This window comes from Enterobacter sp. JJBC (assembly GCF_036936505.1).
In the GTDB taxonomy this organism is placed as follows: domain Bacteria; phylum Pseudomonadota; class Gammaproteobacteria; order Enterobacterales; family Enterobacteriaceae; genus Enterobacter; species Enterobacter hormaechei_C.
This window is the reverse complement of record NZ_CP136935.1, coordinates 3,993,133-4,010,031: the sequence shown is the minus strand read 5'-3', so window position 1 is coordinate 4,010,031 and position 16,899 is coordinate 3,993,133. Positions and strand designations below refer to the sequence as shown.

21 protein-coding genes are annotated in these 16,899 nt (G+C 58.5%); 11 read left to right on the top strand and 10 right to left on the bottom strand.

The features are described 5' to 3' along the window. Positions 1 to 9 precede the first annotated feature (9 nt). The 7 genes from RY075_RS19290 to citG are packed head-to-tail and all read left to right on the top strand — an operon-like array spanning position 10 to position 5,942. Positions 10 to 873: a fumarylacetoacetate hydrolase family protein gene (locus RY075_RS19290; protein ID WP_023314832.1), complete on the top strand. Its 864-nt coding sequence runs from the start codon at positions 10 to 12 to the stop codon at positions 871 to 873. A 13-nt stretch (positions 874 to 886) separates the two neighbouring features. Continuing rightward, positions 887 to 1,909 (top strand): [citrate (pro-3S)-lyase] ligase, encoded by a 1,023-nt coding sequence (gene citC, locus RY075_RS19285; protein ID WP_032660300.1) that lies wholly within the window; start codon positions 887 to 889, stop codon positions 1,907 to 1,909. A 16-nt stretch (positions 1,910 to 1,925) separates the two neighbouring features. Further along, positions 1,926 to 2,219, top strand: coding sequence for a citrate lyase acyl carrier protein (citD, locus tag RY075_RS19280; protein WP_017382935.1), 294 nt, complete (start codon positions 1,926 to 1,928; stop codon positions 2,217 to 2,219). Next, positions 2,216 to 3,091: a citrate (pro-3S)-lyase subunit beta gene (citE, locus tag RY075_RS19275; protein ID WP_003862436.1), complete on the top strand. Its 876-nt coding sequence runs from the start codon at positions 2,216 to 2,218 to the stop codon at positions 3,089 to 3,091. The genes citD and citE overlap by 4 nt, the downstream gene beginning before the upstream one ends. Before the next feature lie 10 nt (positions 3,092 to 3,101). Continuing rightward, positions 3,102 to 4,625, top strand: coding sequence for a citrate lyase subunit alpha (citF, locus tag RY075_RS19270; RefSeq protein ID WP_003862435.1), 1,524 nt, complete (start codon positions 3,102 to 3,104; stop codon positions 4,623 to 4,625). Beyond that, positions 4,622 to 5,161 (top strand): citrate lyase holo-[acyl-carrier protein] synthase, encoded by a 540-nt coding sequence (gene citX / locus RY075_RS19265; protein ID WP_233132208.1) that lies wholly within the window; start codon positions 4,622 to 4,624, stop codon positions 5,159 to 5,161. The genes citF and citX overlap by 4 nt, the downstream gene beginning before the upstream one ends. Further along, positions 5,139 to 5,942 (top strand): triphosphoribosyl-dephospho-CoA synthase CitG, encoded by an 804-nt coding sequence (gene citG / locus RY075_RS19260; protein WP_003862431.1) that lies wholly within the window; start codon positions 5,139 to 5,141, stop codon positions 5,940 to 5,942. The genes citX and citG overlap by 23 nt, the downstream gene beginning before the upstream one ends. A gap of 79 nt (positions 5,943 to 6,021) precedes the next feature. On the opposite strand, the gene RY075_RS19255 is transcribed toward citG, so the two are convergent. The 4 genes from RY075_RS19255 to mutY form a co-directional block, all read right to left on the bottom strand. Then, positions 6,022 to 7,278, bottom strand: a complete 1,257-nt coding sequence (locus tag RY075_RS19255) for a nucleoside permease (protein WP_003862429.1) — start codon at positions 7,276 to 7,278, stop codon at positions 6,022 to 6,024. Between the two features lie 292 nt (positions 7,279 to 7,570). Beyond that, on the bottom strand, positions 7,571 to 8,647 hold the full coding sequence (mltC, locus tag RY075_RS19250) for a membrane-bound lytic murein transglycosylase MltC (protein WP_003862427.1): 1,077 nt from the start codon (positions 8,645 to 8,647) through the stop codon (positions 7,571 to 7,573). A gap of 124 nt (positions 8,648 to 8,771) precedes the next feature. Continuing rightward, the gene (locus tag RY075_RS19245; RefSeq protein ID WP_003862425.1) at positions 8,772 to 9,044 is read right to left on the bottom strand and encodes an oxidative damage protection protein; all 273 of its coding nucleotides are present in this window, start codon (positions 9,042 to 9,044) and stop codon (positions 8,772 to 8,774) included. Between the two features lie 26 nt (positions 9,045 to 9,070). Then, complete coding sequence (gene mutY / locus RY075_RS19240; protein ID WP_170851355.1) at positions 9,071 to 10,123, bottom strand: A/G-specific adenine glycosylase; 1,053 nt, start codon at positions 10,121 to 10,123, stop codon at positions 9,071 to 9,073. A 144-nt stretch (positions 10,124 to 10,267) separates the two neighbouring features. Between mutY and trmB the strand changes: the two genes are divergently transcribed. Genes trmB through RY075_RS19225 form a run of 3 tightly spaced genes read left to right on the top strand, consistent with a single transcriptional unit; the run spans position 10,268 to position 12,087 of the window. Beyond that, entirely contained in the window at positions 10,268 to 10,987 is a 720-nt protein-coding gene (gene trmB / locus RY075_RS19235) for a tRNA (guanosine(46)-N7)-methyltransferase TrmB (protein WP_015571843.1), read from the top strand. Then, on the top strand, positions 10,987 to 11,313 hold the full coding sequence (locus tag RY075_RS19230) for a YggL family protein (RefSeq protein WP_003862421.1): 327 nt from the start codon (positions 10,987 to 10,989) through the stop codon (positions 11,311 to 11,313). The genes trmB and RY075_RS19230 overlap by 1 nt, the downstream gene beginning before the upstream one ends. A gap of 57 nt (positions 11,314 to 11,370) precedes the next feature. Further along, positions 11,371 to 12,087, top strand: coding sequence for a DUF2884 domain-containing protein (locus RY075_RS19225; RefSeq protein WP_003862419.1), 717 nt, complete (start codon positions 11,371 to 11,373; stop codon positions 12,085 to 12,087). Positions 12,088 to 12,153: 66 nt separating this feature from the next. On the opposite strand, the gene RY075_RS19220 is transcribed toward RY075_RS19225, so the two are convergent. The 6 genes from RY075_RS19220 to RY075_RS19195 are packed head-to-tail and all read right to left on the bottom strand — an operon-like array spanning position 12,154 to position 15,893. Further along, positions 12,154 to 12,516 (bottom strand): DUF559 domain-containing protein, encoded by a 363-nt coding sequence (locus RY075_RS19220; protein ID WP_022651832.1) that lies wholly within the window; start codon positions 12,514 to 12,516, stop codon positions 12,154 to 12,156. Positions 12,517 to 12,572: 56 nt separating this feature from the next. Continuing rightward, positions 12,573 to 13,721, bottom strand: coding sequence for a radical SAM family heme chaperone HemW (gene hemW / locus RY075_RS19215; protein WP_045332868.1), 1,149 nt, complete (start codon positions 13,719 to 13,721; stop codon positions 12,573 to 12,575). Beyond that, on the bottom strand, positions 13,714 to 14,307 hold the full coding sequence (locus RY075_RS19210; protein ID WP_022651831.1) for an XTP/dITP diphosphatase: 594 nt from the start codon (positions 14,305 to 14,307) through the stop codon (positions 13,714 to 13,716). Before RY075_RS19210 ends, hemW begins: the two co-directional genes overlap by 8 nt. A gap of 3 nt (positions 14,308 to 14,310) precedes the next feature. After that, positions 14,311 to 14,607 (bottom strand): DUF167 family protein YggU, encoded by a 297-nt coding sequence (gene yggU, locus RY075_RS19205; RefSeq protein ID WP_003860023.1) that lies wholly within the window; start codon positions 14,605 to 14,607, stop codon positions 14,311 to 14,313. After that, positions 14,604 to 15,170: a YggT family protein gene (locus RY075_RS19200; protein ID WP_003860024.1), complete on the bottom strand. Its 567-nt coding sequence runs from the start codon at positions 15,168 to 15,170 to the stop codon at positions 14,604 to 14,606. Before RY075_RS19200 ends, yggU begins: the two co-directional genes overlap by 4 nt. 21 nt (positions 15,171 to 15,191) lie before the next feature. Then, positions 15,192 to 15,893 carry a YggS family pyridoxal phosphate-dependent enzyme gene (locus RY075_RS19195; RefSeq protein ID WP_047053922.1) on the bottom strand — a complete coding sequence of 234 codons (702 nt, stop codon included), beginning with the start codon at positions 15,891 to 15,893 and terminating at the stop codon, positions 15,192 to 15,194. A gap of 17 nt (positions 15,894 to 15,910) precedes the next feature. Between RY075_RS19195 and RY075_RS19190 the strand changes: the two genes are divergently transcribed. Then, the gene (locus RY075_RS19190) at positions 15,911 to 16,891 is read left to right on the top strand and encodes a type IV pilus twitching motility protein PilT (RefSeq protein WP_109948520.1); all 981 of its coding nucleotides are present in this window, start codon (positions 15,911 to 15,913) and stop codon (positions 16,889 to 16,891) included. Positions 16,892 to 16,899: the final 8 nt, after the last annotated feature.

Sequence of the window (16,899 nt, the reverse complement as noted above, 5' to 3'; positions counted from 1 at the left end):
GAAAGAACAATGAAACTCGCAAGCTTTTTATACCAGGGAAAACGCAGCTACGGCATCGTTCAGGCCGACGGCGTGATTGATTTGGGCCGCCGCCTCGGCGACCGCTATGGCGACCTTAAAGCGCTGTTGCAGGGGAACGGGCTGGCGCAGGCCACCCGATTCCTGAACGACGCGGTGGACGTGCCGCTGAACGCCATCACCTTCTTACCGGTGATTGTCCAGCCGGAAAAAATCCTCTGCGTGGGCATGAACTATGCCGACAAGCGCAAGGAGTTTGACCAGCACAACCCGGCCCCGACGCTGTTTGTCCGCTTCCCGGACTCACAGACCGGCCACAACGAGCCTGTGCTGAAGCCGCGCCACTCCAGCGAATTCGACTACGAAGGCGAGCTGGCGGTGATCATCGGCAAAGGCGGGGAGAACATCAGCCGCGACGACGCCCTTCGCCACGTGGCGGGCTACAGCTGCTACATGGACGGCTCCGCCCGCGACTGGCAGCACACCTGGTTCACCGCCGGGAAAAACTGGCGGCAGACCGGGGCGTTCGGCCCGTGGATGGCGACGGCGGATGAGATCCCCGATCCGCACCAACTGGCAATCCGCACCTGGCTGAACGGCCGCATGGTGCAGGAAGACAACACCAGCAGCATGATCCACAAGGTGGCGGAGCTGATCGAGTACATCAGCACCTTCACCCGCTTAAGTCCTGGCGATGTGATCATCACCGGATCCCCAGGTGGGGTGGGTAAAAAACGTAACCCGCCGCTGTTTATGAAAGAGGGGGATCGCATTGAGGTGGAGATCGAGCATATCGGTCATCTCAGCAACGTGATCGTGGAAGCGCCAGCCGTCGGGCTTGCGGCAGCACATTAAGTAAGGCGGCAGCATGCAATCGCAACCCATTGATTTTCGGCACACCGTTGTGGCGAAACACCCGGAACGCTTAAGCCAGATCCGCTACCTGCTGGCAGACAGCGGCCTTGGCCTGGACAACGACATCACGCTGTTTGTCGAAGCCTGGTCCGGCGCGCAGCTGGTGGGTTGCGCCGGGCTGGCTGCCAACGTCATCAAATGCGTGGCGGTCAACGAGCAGCTTCGTGGGGAAAACCTCAGCGCGCGTCTGCTGGCAGAGGTGGAAAATGCGGCGCTGGAGCGCGGCCATTTTCACCTCTTCCTCTGCACCCGTCCGTGCAATAAGGAGCGCTTTGGCCGCAGCGGCTTCTGGCCGATTGCCCAGAGCGGGAACAACGCGGTGCTAATGGAGAACACCCCGCAGGGGATCGCGCGCTACTGCCGTACCTTAAGCCGGATGCGAAGGGGCGGGGAAAAAATTGGTGCCATTGTGATGAACGCCAACCCATTCACCCTCGGCCACCGTCATCTGGTGGAGCAGGCGGCGGCGCAGTGCGATGCCCTGCATCTGTTTGTGGTGCGTGAAGACGCCTCGTTCTTCCCGTTCAGCGCGCGCCTTGAAATGGTGCGCGCGGGCGTGGCGCATCTGCCGAACGTGGTGGTGCATGAAGGCTCGCAGTACATCATCTCCCGCGCCACGTTTCCGGCCTACTTCCTGAAGGAGACCGGCAAAGTGCAGCAGGCGTGGAGCGAGATCGACGTGCTGATCTTCCGGGACTTTATCGCCCCGGCGCTGGGCATCACGCACCGCTTCATCGGCTCGGAGCCGTTCTGCGATATCACCCGCCAGTACAACCAGACGCTGCACGACCTGCTGGCCTCGCATATTGACGTGGTGGAGATGCCGCGCATCAAGGCCACCGGCAACGCCATTTCGGCCTCGGAAGTGCGCCGTTTACTCAAGACACAGCAGTTTTCCCGGATCCGGGAGATTGTCCCGGACTCCACCTTCGCGCACCTCGAAGCACATTATCGTGCGAGTGCGGAAGTCGCATAACTATCAGGAATTTATCATGAATATTGTAAGGGAGGCGCTGGCCGGAACGCAGGAGTCCAGCGACCTGATGGTGAAAATCGCCCCCGCTCACGGTGAGCTGGAGATCGTCATCCACAGCGAAGTGATTAAGCAGTTTGGCGAGCAGATTCGCCAGGTGGTCAACGACACATTGCGCGCCATGAACGTGCACCAGGGATTAATCATTATTGAAGACAAAGGGGCGCTGGACTGTGTGATCCGCGCTCGCCTGCAAAGCGCGCTTCTGCGTGCCGCCGATGAACAGGCCATCAACTGGGGGGCGCTGAAATGAGCAAACTCCGCCGCAGTATGCTGTTCCTGCCGGGCGCCAATGCCGCCATGCTCTCTACCGCCTTTATCTACCGCCCCGACTCCATCATGTTTGACCTTGAGGACGCCGTGGCCCTGCGCGAGAAAGACACCGCACGCATGCTGGTGTTCCACGCGTTGCAGCACCCGATGTATCAGGATATCGAAACCGTGGTGCGTATTAACCCGCTGAGCACGCCGTTTGGCCTGCTGGATCTGGAGGCCGCCGTGCGCGCGGGCGTGGACGTGATCCGCCTGCCGAAAACCGACACCCCGGACGATATTTACGAGCTGGAAGGCCACCTCGAGCGTATCGAGCAGGCGTGCGGCCGCGAGGTGGGTTCCACCCGCGTGATGGCGGCGATTGAATCGGCCATTGGCGTCATCAACGCCGTGGCGATTGCCCGCAGCTCCCCGCGCCTGATCGGCATCGCGCTGGCCGCCTTTGACTACGTGATGGACATGCAGACCGAGCGCGGCGACGGCACCGAGCTGTTCTACGCCCGCTGCGCCGTGCTGCACGCCGCCCGCGCGGCAGGCATCGACGCCTTCGACGTGGTGTGGTCAGACGTTAACGATGAAGCCGGGTTCCTGCGCGAGGTCGACCTGATCCGCAAGATGGGCTTTAACGGCAAATCGCTGATTAACCCGCGCCAGATAGACCTGCTGCACAACGCCTACGCCCCGACACGGGAAGAAGTGGAACACGCGAAGCGGGTGATTGAGGCGGCAGAAGAGGGCGAGCGTAACGGCCTGGGCGTGGTGTCGCTCAACGGCAAAATGGTGGATGCACCGATTATTAACCACGCGCAGGTGGTGCTGGAGCGCGCGGCGGCCTCCGGCGTGCGTCGGTAAGGATGACATAATGAATCAGACAGAACTTCTCCATATGAATTTCCCCCATCTGCGGGATCTGAAACCCTTTGATACCGCCCACAGCGCGACGCCGTGGCTGGCGGACAGCGAGGCGAAGCACAGCCGCAAGCTCTGCGCCTCTATTGAAGAGGCGGTTAAGCGCTGCGGCTTGCAGGACGGGATGACCATCTCCTTCCACCACGCCTTTCGCGAAGGCGACCGGGTGATCAACACCGTCGTGGCGCTGCTGGCGCGGATGGGCTTCAAAAATCTGACCCTGGCTTCCAGCTCGCTGATGACCTGCAACGACGCGCTGATCGAGCATATCGAAAGCGGCGTCATCACCCGGATTTACACCTCCGGCATGCGCGGCAGGCTGGCGGATGCCATCTCTCACGGGCTGATGGACGAGCCGGTACAAATTCACTCCCACGGCGGGCGCGTGAAGCTACTCCAGGACGGCGAACTGAACATCGACGTGGCGTTTCTCGGCGTGCCGTGCAGCGATGAGTTTGGCAACGCCAACGGCACGCACGGCAAATCGTGCTGCGGCTCGCTGGGCTACGCGATGGTGGACGCGCAGTTTGCCCGCAAGGTGGTGCTGCTGACCGAAGCGCTGGTGCCGTTCCCCAATATGCCCGCCAGCCTGGTGCAGGATCAGGTGGACTACATCGTGCAGGTGGAGAGCGTGGGCGACCCGGCGAAAATCAGCGTCGGCGCAGCGCGCGTCACCAGCAACCCGCGCGAGCTGATGATTGCCCGCTATGCGGCGGACGTGATTGAACACTCCGGCTACTTCAAACCGGGCTTCTCGATGCAGACCGGCTCCGGCGCGGCGGCCACGGCCTGCACTCGCTTTATGGAAGAGAAGATGGAGCGCAGCGGCGTGAAGGCGCGCTTTGCGCTCGGCGGCATCACCGGCAGCCTGGTGGATCTGCACGAGAAGGGGCTCATCGAAAAGCTGCTCGACACCCAGTGCTTTGACGGCCAGGCGGCGGCCTCGCTGGCGCGCAACCCGAACCACGTGGAGATCTCCACCAACGTCTACGCCAACCCCGGCAGCAAGGCGGCAAGCTGCGACCAGCTCGACGTGGTGATCCTCAGCGCCCTGGAAATCGACGTCGACTTTAACGTCAATGTCATCACCGGCTCCGATGGCGTGATGCGTGGCGCATCCGGCGGACACTGCGACGTGGCGGCGGCAGCCAACCTGACCATTGTGGTCGCGCCGCTGCTGCGAAGCCGCATCCCGACCGTCGTGAAGCGCGTTACCACTCGCCTCACGCCGGGGGAGAGCATTGACGTGCTGGTCACCGACCACGGTATTGCGGTCAACCCGGCGCGCCCGGAGATCCGCGAACGACTCATGGAAGCAGGGATGAAGGTTGTAGATATCAACGCGCTGTATGAGCGAGCGATTTCGTTGACAGGCGTACCGAAACCGATTGAGTTCACCGACAAAATCGTCGGGGTGATCCGCTACCGCGACGGCAGCGTGATCGACACTGTGCGACAGGTGAAGGAGGAAGTATGACTTTAGCGACACCCGTGCGGGCGGGTGTCAGCCTGGAGGAACTGCTGGCGGCGAAAGAGCGCCGCGCAGCCCGCCAGGCTGACTGGCTTACGCACTATCAACAACCGGTGATCTCCCTCACGCTGGTCACGCCCGGGGAAATCAAAGACAGCCTGCGCTACCGCAACACCATGGGGGTGGCGTTACAGATGTGCGACCAGCTGCTGTGGGAAAACCGCTGGCAGGTGCTGGACCGCCTGGTGCTCTGGCTACCCACCGGACCTGAAGCATTGTGGTGCGTCGCGCATCCGGCGGCGGAAATCAAAGCGCACTGTGCAGAACTGGAGCAGACGCACCCGCTCGGCAGACTGTGGGATCTGGACGTGATCTGCCCTGAAAACGGCCTCGTGGGCCGTCAGTCGCTGGGTTCACACCTCAGACGCTGTCTGATTTGCGACGAGCCCGCCCACGCGTGTTCCCGTTCGCACCACCATCCCGTTGAGCAGGTGGTTTCCCGCGTGGAGAAGATGATCGATGACTGGTTTGCTCGCGACTAAACCGCGCCCGGTTGACGTGCCTGCGCTTGCCGAAGCGGCGCTGTGGCAGGAGCTGGAGCTGACGCCCAAGCCGGGGCTGGTGGACAGGCTCAATAACGGCTCGCATCGGGATATGGACCATGCCTTGTTTGTCCGCAGCATTATGGCGATTACGCCGTGGTTTGCCCGGTTTGCGGAACTGGGTGAAGCACATGCGGCCAAACCTGCCGATCGGCAGTTGCGGATTCTCCGCCCAATGGGAATGGCCTGCGAGCAGGCAATGTACGCCGCCACGGGCGGGGTAAATACCCACAAGGGCGGTATTTTTGCTCTTGGTTTGCTCTGCTTCGCCGCCGGTCGTGTGAAAAATATCTCTGCGGATAGCCTCTGTTGTGAGGTAAGTAACATCTGTCGCGGGCTGGTGGCGCGGGAGCTGGCCGGGCGCAGCGGGCAAGCAACGGCGGGGGAGCGGCAGTTTCAGCATTACGGCTTAACCGGGGCGCGAGGCGAGGCGGAGAGCGGCTTTGCGACGGTGCGTAAGGCGCTGGGGCAGTGGAACGGACAGTTGCTTCACGACCTGCTGTTGCGCCTGATGGCGGTCAATCAGGACAGTAATCTCGTGTCACGCGGCGGCATTCAGGGGCTGCGCTATGTTCAGGGCTACGCGCGTGAATTACTGGCAAGTGGCTGGGATCGCGAGGCGCTGCTTAAGATGGATAAGGCACTGATTGAACGAAACCTGAGTCCGGGCGGCAGCGCGGATTTGCTGTCGGTGGGGTGGGTGCTGTCTGCTATAAAATAGCCGGGTGGCGGCTTCGCCTTACCCGGCCTACGGTCTGGTTTTGTAAGCCCGGTAAGCGCAGCGCCACCGGGCACAACAATCAATGCGCGATCGGCTGCGCACCATTCGGCACGCGAACATGCTTGTACTTGAACAGCGCGATGAACGCGAAGAACAGCACCAGCGAGTACCCGGCGAAGATCAGCCACACCGGCTGCCAGTCTGTAATGCCGTTGGTGGTATACATCTCAACCACTTTACCGCTCACCACGCCGCCCAGAATACAACCGAAGCCGTTGGTCATCATCAGGAACATGCCCTGCGCACTGGCGCGGATTTCAGGCTTCACCTCTTTTTCCACAAACACCGAGCCGGAGATGTTGAAGAAGTCGAAGGCACAGCCGTAAACAATCATCGACAGAACCAGCAGCACGGTGCCGAACGCGCTTGGGTCGCCATAGGCGAACAGACCGAAGCGCAACATCCAGGCGGCGATACTGATCAGCATGACGTTCTTGATACCGTAGCGGCTCAGGAAGAACGGGATGGTCAGGATGAACAGCGTCTCGGAGATCTGCGAGATGGACATCATCACCGACGCGTGTTCGACGATAAAGCTCCCGGCAAACAGCGGATCGTTATCGAAGCTGTGCAGGAAGGTATTACCGAACATGTTGGTGATTTGCAGTTCCGCGCCCAGCAGCATGGAGAAGATAAAGAAGATCGCCATGCGCTTGTTTTTAAACAGTGCGAAAGCGTCCAGGCCAAGCATGGTGCTCCAGCTCTGGTTTTTCTGCTGGTTAGACACCGGAATGGTGGGCAGCGTCAGGGTGAACAGCGCCAGCAGCACGGAGAGCGCGGCACCAATATACAGCTGCATATGGCTCAGCTCGAAGCCCGCGAAGCTCACGCCCCACATCGCCATGATAAAACCGATGGTGCCCCAGATACGGATAGGCGGGAAGTCGGTGACGATATCCAGTCCGGCAGATTTCAGGCGGTAGTAGGAGATGGTGTTGATCAGGCCAAGCGTTGGCATATACGCCAGCGAGTTAAGCAGGATCACCATAAACATCGCCCCCGGCGTGGTCACTTCGGCCGCCATAAACAGCGTCCCCGCACCCACCAGATGGCAAAGCATGTATAGCCATTTCGCACTTAACCATTTATCCGCCACGATACCGAGCAGCGTTGGCATGAAAACAGCCGCAATGCCCAGCGAGCTGTAAACGGCACCGATCGACGCACCATCGAACTTGAGCGTCACAAACATATAGGAGCCGAGTGTAGTCAGCCAGCTACCCCACAGGCAGAACTGCAGAAACGACAAGATTTTAAGCTGCAGCTTAAGGTTCATGTTACTTTCCTCACAAGTGAGCGGGAGATATGTTGTTATAGGAACATTCAGGGTTGTTATTTGATGCAATTCTATCAGTTGGCAACGTTATGTTTTGTTACCTCCCGCAAAAAAATGCAATCCACATTAATTTGCAGTCTGGATTGTGATGCAAATAGCATTTTCGTATGGGTGGGGTGGAGTGAGTGCGGCCTGATGCCCCCTCACCCTAACCCTCTCCCCAAAGGGGAGAGGGAACTTGAACACCCTCTCCCCTTTGGGGAGAGGGCAGGGTGAGGGGTGGTGTTGGTTTTTAGCGGCGACGATAGTTCTTCTGCGCCGTATTCACCTTATACAGATAGCGGCGGGATTCCGCAGACGGGTGGCGGGTGGTGAGGGTAGCGTACACATCCCCCGGCGCCATGCTGTTGATGATGTTCGCGGCCTGCACTTTGTCATTCGAGAAGACGCGCAGCACGCTGCCCGCCCCGCCGTTGTAGGCGGTGATCACCGCATAGCGACGTGAGGTTGGGTTATCAATCCCGCCGAGATAGACATTGTTCAGCATCGCCAGATAGGCCGTGCCGGTATCAATGTTGCTCTGCGGGTCAAACAGGTAGCTGCGGCTCGGCGTGCCGGATTTCCCCTGCGCGCGGAACACGTCTTTACCGGCGCTGTGCTGCACAACCTGCATCAGCCCCAGCGCGTCGGAACGGCTTACCGCGTAGGGGTTGAACGAGGACTCGGTCTGCATAATCGCCAGGATCAGCGACTCATCCACGCCATACTTACGCGACGCCTGACGCACCATGCCCAGATACTTATGCGCACGCTTGTCGAGGTGGTTCGGCACCAGGTTGATGGTGACGCTGTAGATCACTTTCAGGCCGTTGGTACGGCTTTTCAGGCGCGTTTGCAGCAGATAGTCGGCAAATTTCGTGGCGCGGCCTTCCCAGCGGATCGGCTGACCGGTCTGGTCAACGACCTGGCCATACAGGAACGGCTCTTTGGAGATGGTGATGTCATCGGCATCAGAGTAGAGGTCGATAGACCCCGGATCGTCGCCCATCAGCAGGGTTTTAATGATGGCCTGACGTAAATGCGCCGCAGGTTCAGTCCCCGCGATGGTTTCAACCGTAATCGTACCGTCATCAAAGTTGATGTGGCTACGGGTCTGATAGGCGTCGGTGTACTTAACGTAGTCCTTCGGTCCGGCAATAAGAACTTCGTTAAATCCCCATATGTTCTCGATGTTGTGGGCAAACTGCCCCATCAAAATGTCAAAACCGTTGGTGTCCTTGACCCAGGCTTCGTTGTATTCATCGCCTTTTTTGGAAGAACAAGACACAAGCAACGGCGCAACAAGGGCTAGCGCTAAAAGTTTTTTCATCATTCCGGGAGTGCGTGTTGTGTTTGCTTTGGGGTTGCTGTTGCCGGGTGGCGCTGCGCTTACCCGACCTACAAAACCGTAGGCCCGTGCAAGCGCAGCGCAGCCGGGCAGCAGCTGCGCGTTATTATTTTTCCGGTGGCGTATAGCCTTCGATGTGGACGTCTTTACCCTCGAACAGGAAGTTCACCATCTCCTGCTCCAGCAGTTTGCGGTGTTCCGGGTTCATCATGCTGAGCTTTTTCTCGTTGATCAGCATGGTCTGTTTTTTCTGCCACTGTCCCCAGGCTTCTTTGGAGATCTCGTTGTAAATGCGCTTACCCAGGTCGCCCGGGTAGAGCTGGAAATCCTGGCCTTCAGCGTCGCGCTGTAGGAAAGTACAAAAAATGGTTCTGGCCATACTCATTCCTCTTTGTCTTGCCGATGCTAAACCATTGCACCGACACGTAATTGCTGTAACAGGCGCTCCACGGGAGCCGCCAGCCCGACTGATGGCGGTTGCGCTAAGTTATACCAGAGAGCGGTGCCTTCATCCATGCACGACGTGAATGAGGACACGGGAAGCCACATCGGCACAATGTCCAGATGGAAATGGCTGAAGGTATGACGGAACGCGTTGAGTTGCGTCAGGGTTTCGGCCGCAATGCCGCGCTGTACAAGCCATGCCCGAAGCGAGGCTTCATCCTCAAACTGTGGGAAGCAGTATAGACCACCCCACAGGCCACTCGGCGGACGCTGAGCGAGAAACACCTCGTCGCCATGCTGCATCAGCAGCATGTACCCGGTGCGTTCAGGCAGCGTCTGCTTCGGTTTTTTCCCCGGATACTGCGCCCAGGTGTGGTTCGCATAGGCCACGCAGAGGTTGTTTACCGGGCAGAGTTCGCACTTCGGTTTTGAACGGGTACAGACCATCGCGCCCAGATCCATCATCGCCTGGTTAAAACGCTCCACCCCTTTCGCCGGAGTGACCGCTTCACTTATCTCCCACAGGCGTTTCTCAACCTCTTTCTTACCCGGCCAGCCATCTACGGCGTAGCAGCGTGCGAGCACGCGCTTGACGTTGCCGTCGAGAATAGGGAAATGTTTGCCTAAAGAGAGGGAGAGGATTGCGCCTGCGGTCGAACGCCCGACGCCGGGCAAATCCGCCACCTCGTCGAAGGTTTCCGGGAATTTACCGTTGTGGCGCGTCGCGACCTGCTGTGCGGCCTTGTGCAGGTTGCGCGCGCGGGCGTAATAGCCAAGCCCGGTCCACAGGTGCAGCACCTCGTCCAACGGGGCGTTCGCCAGATCGGTGACTGTCGGGAAGCGCGCCATAAAACGCTCGAAGTAAGGAATGACCGTCGCGACCTGCGTTTGTTGCAACATCACCTCGGAGAGCCATACTTTGTACGGCGTTTTTTCAATTTGCCAGGGCAGGGTTTTACGCCCGTATTTGTCGTACCAGTCCAGCACCTGGGCTGAAAATTGAGAGGCTTGCATGGTCATCGATTCGCTTAATCAGGGACGCAGATTGCAGCACAGCGTCAATCTGCTGTAAACCGGATCTTTCCCATGCTTGCATAGAAGCCTTAACTTTGGATAATGCCCGTTTCCCGAACATTCTCACAAGCAGACAACTCTTTTATGAAAAACGACGTCATTTCACCGGAATTTGATGAAAACGGTCGCCCGCTGCGCCGTATTCGCAGCTTTGTCCGCCGTCAGGGGCGCCTGACAAAAGGGCAGCAACACGCGCTGGACAACTACTGGCCGGTGATGGGCGTTGAGTTCAGCGAGCAACCGCTCGACTTCACCGACCTGTTTGGCCGCGACGCGCCAGTGACCCTGGAGATCGGCTTTGGTATGGGCACCTCGCTGGTCACTATGGCGAAAGCGCGCCCGGAGCAGAACTTCCTCGGTATTGAAGTACATTCGCCGGGCGTCGGCGCATGCCTGGCAACGGCCCATGAAGAGGGCGTTGAGAACCTGCGCGTCATGTGTCACGACGCGGTGGAAGTGCTGCACAAAATGATTCCTGACAATTCTTTGAACATGGTTCAGCTCTTTTTCCCTGACCCATGGCACAAAGCGCGTCATAATAAACGCCGTATCGTTCAGGCACCGTTTGCCGAGCTGGTGAAAAGTAAGCTCAAGCTGGGCGGCGTTTTCCACATGGCAACCGACTGGGAACCTTATGCGGAACATATGCTGGAAGTGATGTCGTCCCTGGACGGGTATAAAAATCAGTCTGAAAGCAACGACTACGTACCGCGTCCGGATTCACGTCCGGTGACAAAATTTGAACAGCGTGGCCATCGTCTTGGTCACGGCGTATGGGACTTAATGTTCGAGAGGGTGAAATAATGGCAAAGAATCGTAGCCGTCGTCTGCGTAAAAAGATGCACATCGAAGAATTCCAGGAAGTGGGTTTCTCCGTTGCCTGGCGTTTCCCGGAAGGCACCAGCGTTGAGCAGATCGATCAGGACGTTGATGCGTTCATCAACGAGGTGATCGAGCCAAACAAGCTGGCCTTCGACGGTAGCGGCTATCTGGCGTGGGAAGGTCTGATTTGCACCCAGGAAGTGGGGAAATGCACCGAAGAGCATCAGGCGCTGGTACGCAAATGGCTTGAAGACCACAAACTGGAAGATGTCCGCGTTAGCGAACTTTTCGACGTTTGGTGGGACTAATAAAGCAAGAACGGGGCCAGCATTAGCTGGCCCATTTTGTCTGAGGGAGTGTTTAAGATGCGCAAAACGTTGCTGGCTGTTGCTTTACTGGCAATCGGATCCACCGCCCATGCGGAGTATAAATGTAGCGTCACCCCGCGTGATGACGTGGTGCTGAGTCCGCAAACCGTGCAGGTTAAGGGCGAGAATGGCAATCTGGTGATTACGCCGGATGGCAACGTGACCTTTAACGGCAAACCGCAAAACCTGACGGCCGCACAGCGCGAGCAGGCGATGGACTACCAGGCCGAGTTGCGTACCGCGCTGCCCTGGATCAACGATGGCGCGCTGACCCGCGTTGAAAAGAGCCGCGTGGCGCTGGATAAAATCATCACCAAAGAGGTGGGGGAGAGCAGCAATATGCGCACCCGCCTGACGAAGCTGGATAAGCAGCTGAAAGAGCAGATGAACCGTATTATCGAGACGCGCTCTGATGGCCTGACGTTCCATTATAAGGCGATCGATCAGGTGCGTGCCGACGGTCAGCAGCTGGTGAACCAGGCGATGGGCGGCATTCTCCAGGACAGCATCAACGAGATGGGCGCCAAAGCGGTGCTGAAGGGTGGCGGTAATCCTTTGCAGGGTGTACTGGGTAGTCTGGGCGGACTGCAAACCTCGATTCAGAACGAGTGGAAGAATCAGGAAGCCGATTTCCAGCAGTTCGGCAAAGACGTGTGTAAGCGCGTGGTGTCGCTGGAAGACAGCCGGAAGGCGCTGGTGGGGACGTTGAAGTAATTCACTTAGCCCCTCACCCTAACCCTCTCCCCAAAGGGGCGAGGGGATGTTCGCCCCCTCTCCCTTTCAGGGAGAGGGCCGGGGTGAGGGTTGCAGCGCTTGCAGCGTTTCAAGGATCCTTTCTAACACCGCCTCTTCGTTATTCCAGAGTTCGTTGTTCCAGAATCGAATGACGTGCCAGTCCTTATGGTTTAACCACAATGTCCTTTGTCGATCGTATTCCTGATTTTCATCATGTTGTCCGCCATCCAGCTCAACGGCCAGCCGAGCCGCGCAACAGGCGAAATCCAGAATGTAGTTACCTACCGGGTGCTGTCGGCGAAATTTATAATTTTCGAAACGGCGGCTGCGCAGTAAATACCAAAGCCGTCTTTCTTCCTGTGTCAGCTCGCGTCTGAGCTGCTTTGCGTATGAACGTATTGTTTCCATCCCCACACTCTGCCAGCCTTTCCCTCAGCCAGCAGAACGGGATGTAAAATCCTGAATCAGCCTTCAGGATTTTCAGCGAGGAACAACTCAAGAAGGGAGTTCAGGAACAGCTTGCCGTGCTCGGTGATCTGCCAGGACACATCACACTCGGTCAGGTACCCCTGCGCCAGCGCCTCGTCAATCTGCGGGCGAATCACTGACTCCGGCAGCCCGGTATAACGCGTAAATTCCGCGCGCGGAGCGGCTTCCAGCAGACGGAAGCGGTTCATAAAGAACTCAAACGGCTTATCCACCGCCTCGACGTCGTGCTGACGCTCCAGGTAGCGGCCTTCCATATACCCGCGCGGATGACGCGTTTTGGCGGTACGCAGAATGCGTCCGTCCGGGAAGGTCACCTTGCCGTGCGCACCGCAGCCAATTCCGAGATAGTCGCCAAAACGCCAGTAGTTCAGATTGTGCTGACACTGATAGCCCGGCTTCGCATACGCCGACGTTTCGTATTGCTGATATCCCGCCGCGGTCAAAAGCTGGTGGCCCTGCTCGAAGATATCCCACAGCGCGTCGTCGTCCGGCAGCACCGGCGGGCGCGAACCAAACAGGGTGTTCGGTTCAATGGTCAACTGATACCACGACAGATGCGGCGGGTTCAGTTCAATCGCCTGACGCAAATCGTCCAGCGCTTCTTCGAGCGACTGATCCGGCAGGCCGTGCATCAGGTCGAGGTTAAAGCTGCGCAGCCCAAGCCCCGTTGCCAGGTTTGCCGCGCGCTTTGCCTCTTCCGGGCCGTGAATGCGCCCCAGACGCTTCAGCTTTGGCTCGCTAAAGCTCTGCACGCCGATAGAGATACGGTTCACGCCCGCACGCTGGTACTCGACAAAACGGTCGGCCTCAACGGTGCCGGGGTTGGCTTCCATCGTAATTTCAGCATCCGCTGCCAGGTTCAGGCGTGCGCGCACACCGTCCAGCAGCGTCTGCATCGCCGGGCCTGAAAGCAGGCTCGGCGTACCGCCACCAATAAAAATGGTCTTCACTTCACGTCCCTGTGCGTACGGTACATCGGCATCCAGATCGGCCAGCAGATGCGCGACGTAATCATCGTGCGGCACTTCACCCTTCAGCGCGTGCGAGTTGAAATCACAGTACGGACATTTCTGCACGCACCATGGGATGTGAATATAAAGACTCAGAGGCGGCAAATTAGCCATTACGCAGTGCTTCCAGTAACAGTTTCAGGGCGCGTCCACGGTGGGAGATCGCGCTTTTCTCTTCGCGGGTGAGTTCCGCAGCGGTTTTGCCCTCGGTCGGGACAAAGAAAATCGGGTCGTAACCAAAGCCGCCGTTGCCCGCCGCTTCACGGGTGATCACGCCCGGCCAGCTGCCGTGACAGACAATCGGCGTGGGATCTTCCGCGTGACGCATGTAGACCAGCACGCAGTGGAACTGCGCGGTACGCTGTTCGTCAGGAACGTCTTTCAGGGCCACAAGCAGCTTTTCCAGGTTCTGCTGGTCGGTGGCGTCCGGCCCGGAATAGCGGGCGGAGTAAATCCCCGGCGCACCGCCCAGAAAATCCACGGCCAGACCGGAATCATCGGCAATCGCGGGCAGGCCGGTTACCTGCGCCGCATGGCGCGCTTTCAGAATGGCGTTTTCGATAAACGTCAGGCCGGTCTCTTCGGCGGAGTCCACGCCCAGCTCGGTCTGAGCCACCACGTCCAGCCCAAAATCATTTAATAGCGAGGCCAGCTCGCGCACTTTACCGGCGTTACCGGTGGCGAGAACAACTTTCTGCATGGTTTAGTCCTGTTCTGTCAGAGCCGCGACTTCCGTCGGGATAGATTGCGGGTTAAGGATTTTTACCTGTTTATGCCGGCCAAGTTCACCTTTCTCAATGATGACCTGGCTTTTAGCGACGCGAAACTGTTTAGCCAGATATTTGGTCAGATGCGCATTCGCCTGGCCGTCAACCGGCGGGGCCGTGATGGCGACTTTTAGCTCGTCGCCATGCAGCCCAACAATACTGTCGCGGCTGGCTTTCGGCTGAATGTACAGCCGTAAAACCAGCCCGTCGGCGCAGGGGCTAACTGCACTCATAACGCCATCCACAGCCCCGGCAGCAGCATATTACCCGTCGCCTGTAACAGTTCCGCGATACCCATATTCAGCACGTACAGCAGCAGAACGAGAAGCATCGGCGAGAAGTCGATTCCGCCCATCGCAGGCAGCAGGCTACGAATTGGACGCAGCAACGGTTCCGTCAGCTGAATCAACGCGTACTCCACCGGGCTACGGCCCCGGCTTACCCAGCTCATGATCGCCATCACCAGCAGGACCCAGAAGATCAGCGAGCCGACGGTTTTAACCAGGATCAGAACGGCTGAAATCCAGATAATCGGCTGGAAAGTGATGACCATAAACAGCACGATCGCTTTGATAACGCTCAGAATAAACGCCATCAGCAGAGATGAACTGTCAATCGGCCCCATTGCCGGAATGATGCGGCGAAGCGGCCCCACAATGGGCTGCGTGATTTTCACGATAAATTGTGAGAATGGATTGTAAAAATCACAACGGGCCCACTGCATCCAGACGCGCAACAGCAGCGCCATCGTATACAGTTCAATGACCGTTGAAAGCAGGAAAGTCAACGTCTTCATGGCGTTCCTCAGGTTTCCTTATTATTGGGGGTAATCGCGCGCACCGAAAATTGCCGTGCCGATGCGCACCATGGTGCTGCCTGCCGCGATGGCGGCTTCCATATCATCCGACATGCCCAGAGAAAGCGTGTCTACCGTGTCATAGCGCGCTTTAAGCGCCTCAAATGCTACAGCCATTTGCTGTGCTACGGCAAACTGCCTTTCATAACTTGACTCTGGCGCCGGGATAGCCATCAGCCCGCGCAGGATTAAGCGCGGCAGCGCCGCCACGTCCGCCGCCAGCGCATCCAGTTCGCTCAGCGTAATGCCGGACTTGCTGTTTTCATCGCTGATGTTGATTTGAATTAGCACGTTAAGCGCTGGCATCTCAATAGGGCGCTGGTCGCTCAAACGGGTAGCGATACGCAGACGATCGATGGTGTGACACCAGTCGAAGTGCTCTGCTACCAGACGGCTTTTGTTCGACTGTAGCGGACCGATAAAGTGCCATTGCAGGTCTGCATTTCCCCGTTCCCGGAAAGCGAGAATCTTATCTACGCCTTCCTGCACATAGTTTTCACCAAAGGCACGATGACCGGCGGCTATCGCTTCTGCGATGGCGCTCGCAGGCTTGGTTTTGCTGACTGCAAGCAACGTAATTTCTTCTGGAGCACGGCCGCAACGCGTTGCCGCGGCTGAGATTTTGTCCCGGACCTGTGCCAGGTTATGCGCAATGTCGTTCATTTTCCGAGGAGTTGTCTATGGATGTGGAAGAAATTGTGGCCCTTAGTGTAAAGCATAACGTCTCCGATCTACACCTGTGCAGTGATTCACCACCGCGCTGGCGCAGGTCAGGCCGTCTTGAACCTGCGCCGTTTCCGCCCCCGGATGTGGAGGCGTTATTAAAAGCGTGGCTCAATGACGAACAGCAGGGCGCCTGGTGGGCAAACGGGCAGGTGGATTTTGCCGTTACCCTCACAGGCGGTCAGCGGCTGCGCGGCAGTGCGTTTAAGCATATGCACGGCGTTTCGATCGCGCTGCGCCTGTTGCCGCTGACGTGCCCGCAGCTCTCTGCATTAGGCGTGCCGCGCGCGATCCCGGAGCTTTTGTCCAATGACAATGGCCTGATTCTGGTCACCGGCGCCACCGGCAGCGGGAAATCGACCACTCTGGCCGCGATGGTCGATTTTCTCAATCACCAGACGGACGGGCACATTCTGACCCTTGAAGATCCGGTGGAGTTTATGTACCAGAGTGAACGTTGCCTCATCCGGCAGCGGGAGATAGGCCAGCACAGCCCGTCCTTTGCCGAGGCGCTGCGCAGCGCGCTGCGTGAAGATCCGGATGTGATTCTGCTTGGTGAGCTGCGCGACAGCGAGACGATACGCCTGGCGCTGACGGCGGCGGAAACCGGCCATCTGGTGTTGGCCACGCTGCACACGCGCGGTGCGGCGCAGGCGATCGAGCGCCTGGTCGATACCTTTCCGGCGCAGGAGAAAGATCCGGTGCGTAATCAGCTGGCGGGAAGCCTGCGTGCGGTTCTGGCGCAGAAGCTGCGTCAGGATGTCCAGGGCGGGCGCGTGGCGCTGTATGAGCTGCTGGTGAATACCTCGGCGGCGGCAAACTTGATCCGCGAAGGCAAAACCTGGCAACTGCCGGGCATTATTCAAACGGGGCAGCAGGCGGGGATGCAGAACTTTGAGCAGAGTCTGGCGGAGCGACGGGCGCAGGGGCGGCTGTAGGCCCCGGC

Coding starts and splice junctions, on each gene's coding strand:
- RY075_RS19290 (WP_023314832.1), top strand. CDS start 10: ATGAAACTCGCAAGCTTTTTATACCAGGGAAAACGCAGCTACGGCATC.
- citF (WP_003862435.1), top strand. CDS start 3,102: ATGAATCAGACAGAACTTCTCCATATGAATTTCCCCCATCTGCGGGAT.
- RY075_RS19245 (WP_003862425.1), bottom strand. CDS start 9,044: ATGGCCAGAACCATTTTTTGTACTTTCCTACAGCGCGACGCTGAAGGC.
- citG (WP_003862431.1), top strand. CDS start 5,139: ATGACTGGTTTGCTCGCGACTAAACCGCGCCCGGTTGACGTGCCTGCG.
- RY075_RS19210 (WP_022651831.1), bottom strand. CDS start 14,307: ATGCAGAAAGTTGTTCTCGCCACCGGTAACGCCGGTAAAGTGCGCGAG.
- citD (WP_017382935.1), top strand. CDS start 1,926: ATGAATATTGTAAGGGAGGCGCTGGCCGGAACGCAGGAGTCCAGCGAC.
- RY075_RS19200 (WP_003860024.1), bottom strand. CDS start 15,170: ATGAAGACGTTGACTTTCCTGCTTTCAACGGTCATTGAACTGTATACG.
- RY075_RS19225 (WP_003862419.1), top strand. CDS start 11,371: ATGCGCAAAACGTTGCTGGCTGTTGCTTTACTGGCAATCGGATCCACC.
- hemW (WP_045332868.1), bottom strand. CDS start 13,721: ATGGCTAATTTGCCGCCTCTGAGTCTTTATATTCACATCCCATGGTGC.
- citX (WP_233132208.1), top strand. CDS start 4,622: ATGACTTTAGCGACACCCGTGCGGGCGGGTGTCAGCCTGGAGGAACTG.
- yggU (WP_003860023.1), bottom strand. CDS start 14,607: ATGAGTGCAGTTAGCCCCTGCGCCGACGGGCTGGTTTTACGGCTGTAC.
- RY075_RS19220 (WP_022651832.1), bottom strand. CDS start 12,516: ATGGAAACAATACGTTCATACGCAAAGCAGCTCAGACGCGAGCTGACA.
- mltC (WP_003862427.1), bottom strand. CDS start 8,647: ATGAAAAAACTTTTAGCGCTAGCCCTTGTTGCGCCGTTGCTTGTGTCT.
- mutY (WP_170851355.1), bottom strand. CDS start 10,123: ATGCAAGCCTCTCAATTTTCAGCCCAGGTGCTGGACTGGTACGACAAA.
- citE (WP_003862436.1), top strand. CDS start 2,216: ATGAGCAAACTCCGCCGCAGTATGCTGTTCCTGCCGGGCGCCAATGCC.
- RY075_RS19230 (WP_003862421.1), top strand. CDS start 10,987: ATGGCAAAGAATCGTAGCCGTCGTCTGCGTAAAAAGATGCACATCGAA.
- RY075_RS19255 (WP_003862429.1), bottom strand. CDS start 7,278: ATGAACCTTAAGCTGCAGCTTAAAATCTTGTCGTTTCTGCAGTTCTGC.
- citC (WP_032660300.1), top strand. CDS start 887: ATGCAATCGCAACCCATTGATTTTCGGCACACCGTTGTGGCGAAACAC.
- trmB (WP_015571843.1), top strand. CDS start 10,268: ATGAAAAACGACGTCATTTCACCGGAATTTGATGAAAACGGTCGCCCG.
- RY075_RS19190 (WP_109948520.1), top strand. CDS start 15,911: ATGGATGTGGAAGAAATTGTGGCCCTTAGTGTAAAGCATAACGTCTCC.
- RY075_RS19195 (WP_047053922.1), bottom strand. CDS start 15,893: ATGAACGACATTGCGCATAACCTGGCACAGGTCCGGGACAAAATCTCA.